This window comes from Rhodococcus sp. T7, assembly GCF_009872365.1.
Classification (GTDB): Bacteria; Actinomycetota; Actinomycetes; order Mycobacteriales; family Mycobacteriaceae; genus Rhodococcus_F.
The window spans coordinates 88,825-97,863 of sequence record NZ_WXYH01000132.1; the positions used below are offsets into that span (position 1 = coordinate 88,825).

7 protein-coding genes are annotated in these 9,039 nt (G+C 68.6%); all 7 read right to left on the reverse strand.

Annotated elements, in window-relative coordinates:
* Position 1: 1 nt before the first annotated feature.
* Positions 2-1,081, reverse strand: coding sequence for a phospho-N-acetylmuramoyl-pentapeptide-transferase (gene mraY, locus MLGJGCBP_RS15865; protein WP_072945365.1), 1,080 nt, complete (start codon positions 1,079-1,081; stop codon positions 2-4).
* A complete protein-coding gene (locus MLGJGCBP_RS15870; RefSeq protein WP_160096759.1) occupies positions 1,078-2,592 on the reverse strand; it encodes a UDP-N-acetylmuramoyl-tripeptide--D-alanyl-D-alanine ligase in 1,515 nt (504 codons plus the stop codon). Before MLGJGCBP_RS15870 ends, mraY begins: the two co-directional genes overlap by 4 nt.
* Positions 2,589-4,199 (reverse strand): UDP-N-acetylmuramoyl-L-alanyl-D-glutamate--2,6-diaminopimelate ligase, encoded by a 1,611-nt coding sequence (locus MLGJGCBP_RS15875; protein ID WP_160096761.1) that lies wholly within the window; start codon positions 4,197-4,199, stop codon positions 2,589-2,591. The genes MLGJGCBP_RS15870 and MLGJGCBP_RS15875 overlap by 4 nt, the downstream gene beginning before the upstream one ends.
* A gap of 170 nt (positions 4,200-4,369) precedes the next feature.
* Positions 4,370-6,220: a peptidoglycan D,D-transpeptidase FtsI family protein gene (locus MLGJGCBP_RS15880; RefSeq protein ID WP_160096763.1), complete on the reverse strand. Its 1,851-nt coding sequence runs from the start codon at positions 6,218-6,220 to the stop codon at positions 4,370-4,372.
* Positions 6,217-6,894: a hypothetical protein gene (locus MLGJGCBP_RS15885; protein WP_160096765.1), complete on the reverse strand. Its 678-nt coding sequence runs from the start codon at positions 6,892-6,894 to the stop codon at positions 6,217-6,219. The genes MLGJGCBP_RS15880 and MLGJGCBP_RS15885 overlap by 4 nt, the downstream gene beginning before the upstream one ends.
* Positions 6,891-7,907 carry a 16S rRNA (cytosine(1402)-N(4))-methyltransferase RsmH gene (rsmH, locus tag MLGJGCBP_RS15890; RefSeq protein WP_160096767.1) on the reverse strand — a complete coding sequence of 339 codons (1,017 nt, stop codon included), beginning with the start codon at positions 7,905-7,907 and terminating at the stop codon, positions 6,891-6,893. The genes MLGJGCBP_RS15885 and rsmH overlap by 4 nt, the downstream gene beginning before the upstream one ends.
* Positions 7,908-8,104: 197 nt before the next feature.
* On the reverse strand, positions 8,105-8,536 hold the full coding sequence (mraZ, locus tag MLGJGCBP_RS15895) for a division/cell wall cluster transcriptional repressor MraZ (RefSeq protein ID WP_005247637.1): 432 nt from the start codon (positions 8,534-8,536) through the stop codon (positions 8,105-8,107).
* Between the last annotated feature and the right edge of the window lie 503 nt (positions 8,537-9,039).

Here is a 9,039-nt window from a genome sequence, read left to right on the forward strand (position 1 = left end):
GTCAGCCCCCGATCGCTGCCAGGTACTCGCTGTAGAACAGCGCGAGCCCGATCGCGGAGGCGATGGCGGCCAGCAACCAGAAACGGATGATCACCGTGGTTTCCGCCCACCCGGCGAGTTCGAAGTGGTGGTGGAACGGGGCCATCCGGAACACGCGTCTTCGGCTCGACCGGAACACCGCCACCTGGATCACCACCGACGCCGCCTCGGCGACGAACAGCGCGCCGATCACGACCATCAGCAGTTCGGTGCGCGTCGTGATCGACAGTCCGGCGAGCATGCCGCCGAGTGCCAGCGAACCGGTGTCGCCCATGAAGATCTTCGCGGGTGCCGCGTTCCACCACAGGAATCCGATGCACGCACCGGCGCCGGCCGCGCAGATCAGGGCCAGGTCGAGCGGATCGCGGACGTCGTAGCAGCCCTTGCCGGGGCTCGTCTCGCACGCGTTGCGGTACTGCCAGAACGTGATGATCACGTACGCGCCGAGCACCAGGCTCATGGACCCGGCGGCGAGACCGTCGAGGCCGTCGGTGAGGTTGACCGCGTTCGACCACGCACTCACCAGCAGGTAGCAGAAGGCGACGAACACGACGGAGCCCATCGTGACCGTCGCGATGTCCCGCACGTAGGACAGGTGCTCACTGCCGGGGGTGAGGTCGTTCGCGCCCCTGAACTGGAGCGCGAGGATGCCGAACGCCACCGCCGCGATGAGCTGTCCGACGAGCTTCGCCGTCTTGTTCAGCCCGAGGTTCCGCTGCTTGCGGATCTTGATGAAGTCGTCGAGGAACCCGACACCGCCGAGCGCCGTCGTGAGCCCGAGCACGAGGAGCCCCGACGCCGACGGACCGTCCGCGTCGTAGCCGATGCCGATCATGTGCGAACCCCAGTAGCCGGCCCAGAGTCCGGCGAGGATGGCGACGCCGCCCATCGTCGGGGTGCCGCGCTTCGACTGGTGACTCGCCGGACCTTCGACACGGATCTCCTGGCCGAACCCCTGACGGGAGAAGGCCTTGATGAGAACGGGGGTCAGCAGAATCGAGACGGCGAGCGCGATGCCCGCCGCGAAGAGGATCTGTCTCACCGCGTAGCCTCCGAACCCTTCTGTCCCGTGCTTCCCGCCAACACCGTGTCCGCGACCTCCCACAATCCGATGGACTGCGACGCCTTGACCAGCACCAGATCTCCCGGCGCCAGTTCCTTCTCGAGCAGTGCGACCGCACCGGCGATGTCGGGGACGAGGATCGACTCCTCACCCCACGAACCTTCCATGACCGCACCCTGATGCATGGCGCGGGCGGGCCTGCCGGTTCCGACGACAATCAGCCTGCTGACATCGAGCCGGACCGCGAATCTGCCGATGGCGTCGTGTTCGACCACTGATTCTGGACCCAGCTCGGCCATTTCTCCGAGCACCGCCCAACTCCGGCGCGCCGCCCCCCTGCCCGACCTGGCCATCGACACCAGCGCTTTGATGGCTGCCCGCATCGAGTCGGGGTTCGCGTTGTACGAATCGTTGACGACGGTCACACCGTCCGGCCGGTCGCGGACGTCCATCCGGCGCCCCGAGACGGCGGCGGCACCGGAAAGCGCCTGCGCGATCTGGTCGAGGTCCGCTCCGCATTCGAGCGCCACCGCGGCTGCGGCGAGAGCGTTGCCGACCTGGTGCTCACCGTGCACGGCGAGTTCGACCGGGACGCTGCCCGCCGCCGTCGTGAGAGTGAAACGCGCCCTTGCCCTCTCGTCGAGCACGATGTCGGTGGCCCGCACGTGCGCGGACTCCGACCGGCCGACGAGTACCACCCGCGCGGACGTGCGCGGGGCCATCGCCACCACCAGCGGGTCGTCCGCGTTGAGGATCGCGACGCCACCGTCGGCCGCCGAGGGCAGCGACTCCGGGAGTTCGCCCTTGGCCGCGGCGATCGCGTCCCGCGAACCGAACTCGCCGAGGTGCGCCGTTCCCACGTTGAGGACCACCCCGATCTTCGGGGGCGCGATCGCGGCGAGGGACGCGATGTGGCCGCGGTCGCGGGCCGACATCTCCAGAACCAGGAATCCCGTTCCGGCGTCCGCGCGGAGCGCGGTCCACGGGTGGCCGAGTTCGTTGTTGAACGATCCGGGCGGCGCGACGACGGAACCGAGGGGGCGCAGGACGGCGGCGAGCAGATCCTTGGTCGACGTCTTGCCTGCCGAACCGGTGACGCCGACGACGGTGAGACCCTTCGCGGTGAGGTCGTCGACGGACGCGCGCGCGAGCTTCGCGAGGGCCGCGAGCACGGCGGCGCCCGATCCGTCGGTGTCGTGTTCGAGCGCCATCGCCCTGCTCGGACCGTCGCCGGGCGTCGGGGTGACGACCACGGCGGGGACCCCGACCGGGCGCGCGGCCAGAACCGCGACCGCGCCGGCCTCGACCGCCGCCGCCGCATGATCGTGTCCGTCGACGCGGGCGCCGGGCAGGGCGAGGAACAGTCCGCCGCCGGTGACCTTGCGCGAGTCGAACTCGACCGTTCCCGTCACCTCGGCCGACGGGTCGGCGACGTCGTGCAGTTCGCCGCCCACGATCTCGGCGATCCGAGCCAGTGTCATCGGGATCATCGCGTTCCTCCGACCTGTCGCTCGATCGCGTCGCCCAGTACGTCGCGGTCGTCAAATGGGTACTTCACCCCGTGTATCTCCTGACCGATCTCGTGTCCCTTGCCTGCGACCAGAACCACGTCGCCTGCCTGCGCCCAGCCGACGGCGTCGGCGATCGCCTTCGCTCGGTCCGCTACTTCCCACACCTGTCCCCGCTCCGATTCGGGCACCCCGAGGGCGCCCTCGCGGATCGCGGCCCTGATTTTCGCCGGATCCTCGGTACGCGGGTTGTCGTCCGTGATGACGAGCAGGTCGGCTCCCCGCGCGGCCGCAGCGCCCATCAGCGGCCGCTTGCCCGCGTCGCGATCGCCCCCGGCACCCACGACGACGGCGACGCGGCCGCGTACCTGCTCGCGCAGCGTCGCGATCACGGCCTCCACCGCTGCGGGCTTGTGCGCGTAGTCGACGACGGCGAGGAAGTCCTGCCCCCGGTCGATCCGCTGCACCCGGCCCGGCACGTCGACCCCGGCGATACCCGCGACGGCGTCGCGCGGATCGACGCCCAGCGCGGCGCACAGTGCGACGGCGAGCGACGCATTCGCGACGTTGTACTGGCCCGGCAGCCGGAGTTCCACGTCGAGAGCCGTGCCCTCGGCCGTGGTGAGCGCGAACGTCTGCGAGCCGGATGCCGACACGGTCGCCGGGCCCGCCGTCCACACCGCGTCCGTCTCCGGCGTCGTCGCGACCGTCGTCACGATGGAATGGGCGCCGCGCGCGACCTCGGCCATGCGCCGGCCCCACACGTCGTCCACACAAACGACGGCGTACTGCGCGTGCACGGACGACTCGGCCGCGAACAGCCGCGCCTTGGCGGCGAAGTAGTCCTCGAAGTCGCGGTGGAAGTCCAGGTGGTCCTGGGAGAGGTTCGTGAAAGCGCCCACGTCGAAGCGGACTCCGTCCACGCGGCCGAGGGACAGCGCGTGGCTGGACACCTCCATGACGACGGTGTCGATCCCCTGCTCGAGCATCACGGCGAACAGCGCGTGGAGTTGCGGCGCCTCGGGGGTCGTCAGGGCGCTCGGCACCCGGCGGCCGCTCATCCGGGTCTCGATGGTGCCCACGAGACCGGTCGTCCGGCCGGCCGCGTTGAGCGCGCCTTCCACGAGATACGAGGTGGTGGTCTTTCCCGATGTCCCCGTGATGCCGATGACCTGCATCTTCTCCGAGGGTCGGCCGTAGATGGTGGCCGACAGCTCACCGAGCACGCCGCGCGGGTCGTCGTGGACGAGCACCGGGGCGTCGGTGCCCAGCGCGGACACCAGTGCAAATCCGGCCTCGTCGGTGAGGATCGCGGTCGCTCCGCGTTCGAGAGCGTCGGCAGCGAACTCCGCGCCGTGCGCGCGGGCCCCGGGAAGGGCCGCGAACAGATCGCCCTCCACGATCCCCTGGGCGCGGAGATCGACTCCGGTGACGATCACGTGCTCGGCGGTTCCGGTGGGTGCCTCGACCCTCGCTCCGGCGAGCGCGGCCAGAGCGCTCACCGTGGTACGGACCGGCTGGGCGGGGCGAAGACCGTCTGTGACCTTCACCTCCACTGACGCCGACTGCGGGCGGGACGGAACAGGCACCGGGCTCCTCTCGTATGTCGACTCTCACTGACAACGGCGTAGTGCACGGTTCGATACAGCGTGCTACCTCGGCAGTTCCTTGTGTCCACGGCAAATGCGCGTGTCCACTGAACGGCCGACGTGTCAGATTACCGTGAGCGCTCCCGGAACCCGATTCGGCCGACCTTCGCTCAATCGGCCTGCAGCACCAGCCTGCGTCCGGGGTCCGGCGACATCGGCACGCTGTCGCGCTGCAACATCCACGACGCGATGTTGTGGAACAGCGGGGCAGCGGACTGCCCACCGGAGCCGTCCGCACTGCGTGTCGGCGCGTTGAGCATGATTCCGACGACGTACCGCGGGTTGTCGGCCGGAGCGATCCCGGCGAACGTGATCCAGTAGTTCGAGTTCGAGTAGCACTTACAGGCGGGGTCGACCTGCTGGGCGGTGCCCGTCTTACCACTGATCTGGTACCCGTCGACGGCGGCCTGCACCCCGGTACCGCGCTGGTTTCCCGTGTCGTTCTGGGTGACGGACCGGAACATGTCGCGGACGGTGGCCGCGGTCTGCGGGCTGACGACCGTCACCTCCTCGGGCGCCTCGGTCTCCGTCCGGTTGCCGGACGCGTCGACCGTCGCCTTGACGATGCGCGGCGGGATCCGGACACCGTCGTTGGCGATCGCCTGGTACATGCCGGTCATCTGCAGCAGGGTCATCGACAGGCCCTGCCCGATCGGCAGGTTCGCGAACGTGCCCCCCGACCACTGGTCCCGGCTGGGGACGTTGCCGGCGCTCTCACCGGGAAGCCCGACGTCGGTACGCTGGCCCAGGCCGAACCTGGACAGCATGTCCGCGTAACGGTCCTCGCCCACACGCTGGGCGAGCATCAGGGTGCCCACGTTCGAGGACTTACCGAACACCCCCGTGGCCGTGTACGGCGCGACCCCGTGATCCCACGCGTCCTTCACCGACACCCCCGACATCTGAATGCTGCCGGGAACCTCGAGTACCTCGTCGGGTGTGGTCAGCCCGTACTCGATCGCGGCCGCCGCGGTGACGATCTTGTTGACCGATCCCGGCTCGAACGGCGTGCTCACCGGCAGGTTGCCCATCTCCACCGTTCGCGGGTTGTTGCCCACCCCGATCGCCGGATTGAACGTGCTGTCGTTCGACATCGCGAGCACCTCACCGGTGTGCGAGTCGAGCACGACCGCCGACGCGTCCTTCGCGCCGGACTTGTCCTTGGCCATCTGCACCTGCTGCTGGACGTAGTACTGCAGGTCGGAGTCGATGGTGAGTTCGACGCTGGATCCGTCGACCGCCGGTTGCTTGTCGCGCCAGCTGCCGGGAATCACCGCGCCGTCGGAACCGCGGTCGTACGTCTGGGAGCCGTCGGTCCCGGCGAGGGTGGAGTCGAGCGAGTCCTCGAGGCCGAGCAGTCCGTGGCCGTCCCAGCCGGTGGCGCCGACGAGGTTGGCGGCAAGCGACCCGCCCGGGTACTCGCGGATGTCCTGGCGTTCGAGGCCGACCTCCGGGAACTTGTCGCTGATCTGCGCGGCGATGTTCGGGTCTACGCTGCGCGCCAGATAGACGAACGTCTCGTCGCCGTGCAGTTTCTCCTTCAGATCCTTCTCCGGTGCGGCGTCGCCGAGCCGGTCGTGGATCTCCTTCGCGATCGCGTCGAGTCGCGAATCGACGTCGGGGGCGGTATCGCTCTTGCCCTTCGCCTCCTCGAGTTCCTTCCGCACCCGCGCGGGCTGAAACGTCAGCGCCTTCGCTTCCATGGTGAAGGCGATGGGATTGGAGTTGCGGTCGGTGATCGACCCGCGCAGCGCCGGATCCACCTCGGTGGTCGTGCGCTGGTTCGCCGCCTCCGCGGACAGCTGCGGTGCGTCGATGACCTGGATCCACAGAAGCTGCACGGCGGCGAGGCCGAGCGCCAAGAACATCAGACCGCGTCCGATCTTTTGCCTGAACGGAAAAGACGCGGTCCCGGCGCCCGTGGGGCGCCGGGGACGATTTCTCGGTGCGCTTCGACTCACCGGCGACCACCGGAGGGTGGAGCAGTCGTCGGTGCGGCGGCCGATGGGATCACGGGAACCAATTGTTCACCCTGTGCCTGGATCTCTGCGCCATTGCCGGGCTGCGGCGTGGCGCGGGGAGACTGCGTGGTACTCCCCCGGTTCGGGGCGGTAGCCACGGAGTTGCCACGCAGGGTGTTCGGGGCGGCCGCGTCGAGCGGAGGCACGGGCGCACCCGACGCCGGAGCCGGCTTTCCGACGACCTCGACGCTGCCGTCGGGGTGGACGACGAGCCGAGCCGGGTCGTTCGCGGGGACCATGCCGAGCTTGGCCGCTTCCTCCGCCAGTTTCGGGGCGGAGTTGGCGGTCTCGACGTCACGCTGGAGCGCTGCCTTCTCCTCTTCGAGCGACTGGTTGTGGGCGCGGGCGGCGCTCAGCTGGTACGAGTCCTCCGCGGACCGGGTCGTGAGGAGCAGTGTGACGGCCAGGCCCGTCGCGAGCAGAACGAGGATCGTCGCCACGAACGGGATGCGGGCGGTGAGAGTGCCGGTGCGGTTCTTGCCGGAGACGGCGATCGCGGATCCGTTGTGCACGGCCGCGCGCTGGGTGCGCTTCTTGTACGCCCGCTCAGCCGCGCCCGACCGGTTGTCCGCCCGTGCGGGCCGCATCTCGGTGGAACTCACCTGAACCGTCATGCCGCCGACCTCCTGGCAATTCTTTCTGCAGCGCGCAAACGCACCGGGGCTGATCGTGGGTTCTCTTCGATTTCCTGTTCGGACGCGCGCTCCGCCCCTCGTGTGAGGATCCGGAATTCCGGTCCCGTCCCGGGCAGTTCGACAGGAAGCCCCTCCGGGCTCTTCGACTTCGACCTCGGAGTGATTTCCTGCTTGACGACCCGGTCTTCCAGGGATTGGTACGACATGAACACGACGCGTCCCCCGACGGTCAACGCGTCGAGTGCAGCCGGTACCGCGGCGCGCAGTGAATCGAGCTCGCCGTTGACCTCCACTCGAAGGGCCTGGAACGTCCGCTTCGCGGGATGTCCCCCGGTACGGCGGGTAGCCGCAGGAATGGTGCGGTACAACAGTTCGACCAGTGCTGCGCTGGTCGTGAACGGCTCCTTCGCGCGTTGCCGGACCACCTCCGACGCGATCTTGCCCGCGAAGCGCTCCTCGCCGTACGTGCTGAGGATGCGAGCGAGATCTCCGTGGCTGTACGTATTGAGGACCTCGGCCGCGGTGATGCCGGTGGTCGGGTCCATCCGCATGTCCAGGGGCGCGTCGATCGAGTACGCGAACCCCCGATCCGATTCGTCGAGCTGCATCGAAGAGACACCCAGATCGAAGAGGATGCCGTGCACCGACTCCTGCGGGTCGAGACCCGCCTGGGTGAGCGCATCCTCGATGCCGTCATAGCGGGTGTGCACGAATGTGATTCGGTCCGCGAACGGGGCGAGCCGGCCACCCGCGATCTCCAGTGCGTGCGGATCACGGTCGAGGGCGACGAGCCTCAGCTGGGGGTAGGTCCGCAGGAAGTGCTCGGAATGCCCGCCGAGCCCGAGGGTCGCGTCGATCATGACGGCGCCCCCGCCCTGCGGGTCGTTCACGGTGAGGGCAGGGCCCAGCAGTTCGTCTGCGCGGTGAAGCAGTACCGGGATGTGACCGAAACCATCGGCGGGCGAGGAATCTTCCCCCTCGTGATCCACCATGATCCCTCCGGCTCCTGCTCTGCGGTGCGGGTGAACGTGCCCGGTGCCGGGGTTCACTGCTCGAACTTCTCGTGTCGGCCAGTGGCCGAGGCGAATGCTTCGAGGTCCCTGCCCGAAATGAAAACCTGGCGCTGGGGAAGTGCGTCAGGGTTCCGTCGGACAGAGGCCTCGCGGCATTCGCGGGGACGTGTTCACGCTCAGACGATTTCGCCGAGCGCGACTCCTGTTGCCTGCGAGTAGTTCTCCTCGTTCGCCTCGACATAGGTCTGCCATGCTTGCGCATCCCAGATTTCGAGGAAGTCGACCGAACCGATCACTACGCAGTCCTTGGAGAGACCCGCGTAACGACGGTGATCTGCCGAGAGGGTGATGCGCCCCTGGGCATCTGCGTGCTGCTCGTCGGTACCTGCCGCCAGTCCGCGAACGAAGGCTCGCGCCTCCGGATCACTTCTCGACGCGGCCGCGGCCTTGCGTGCGAGAGCGGTGAATTCTTCCCGGGGATATACCGCGAGGCTGTGATCCTGACCCTTGGTGACCATCAACCCTCCCGCCAGCGCGTCCCGGAACTTTGCGGGCAACGTGAGCCGCCCCTTGTCGTCGAGCTTCGGCGTGTAGGTACCGAGAAACACTCGACACCTCCCACCGCGTTCGTATCGAACGCCGCATGCCCGGGCGGTTCACCTTCGCTCCCCGCTGCGCACCACAGTACCCCACTTTCCCCCACCCACAAGGTAGATAACGGCGTGTTGCCACCCAATTTGCCCAATACTTGCTGGTCAACGCGAATTGGAGTTGGTGGGGGAAAATTCCCGACGTGATCACCGACACGGGCACCGTCGATCGCGCTCCGAAACACAGCGGCGCGACGCATCCGAAAGGCCCAGGTGAGAGCGCGTAGAGAGGGTGCGTTACCCCTGCTCCACGGCTCGTCGCGGGCCGGAGGGGGGAAAGTGGGGAAACGGGGTGGGTGAGGGTGGGGATTCGTGGGCGGGAGCGTTCACTGGCCCCACCTGCCGGGCACAACCGGGGCGAATGGGCGCCGGGTGACCGGGTGCCGGCCCCGGAGACAGCAGTGGCGGCGAGGCATCACCTGCCCCGCCCCCCCTGCACGGCCGAGGGGGTTGTACTACAC

What these genes read in the sequence shown, in the direction of transcription:
- MLGJGCBP_RS15870 (WP_160096759.1), bottom strand. Translation starts at nt 2,592, where the DNA reads ATGATCCCGATGACACTGGCTCGGATCGCCGAGATCGTGGGCGGCGAA.
- MLGJGCBP_RS15885 (WP_160096765.1), bottom strand. Translation starts at nt 6,894, where the DNA reads ATGACGGTTCAGGTGAGTTCCACCGAGATGCGGCCCGCACGGGCGGAC.
- rsmH (WP_160096767.1), bottom strand. Translation starts at nt 7,907, where the DNA reads ATGGTGGATCACGAGGGGGAAGATTCCTCGCCCGCCGATGGTTTCGGT.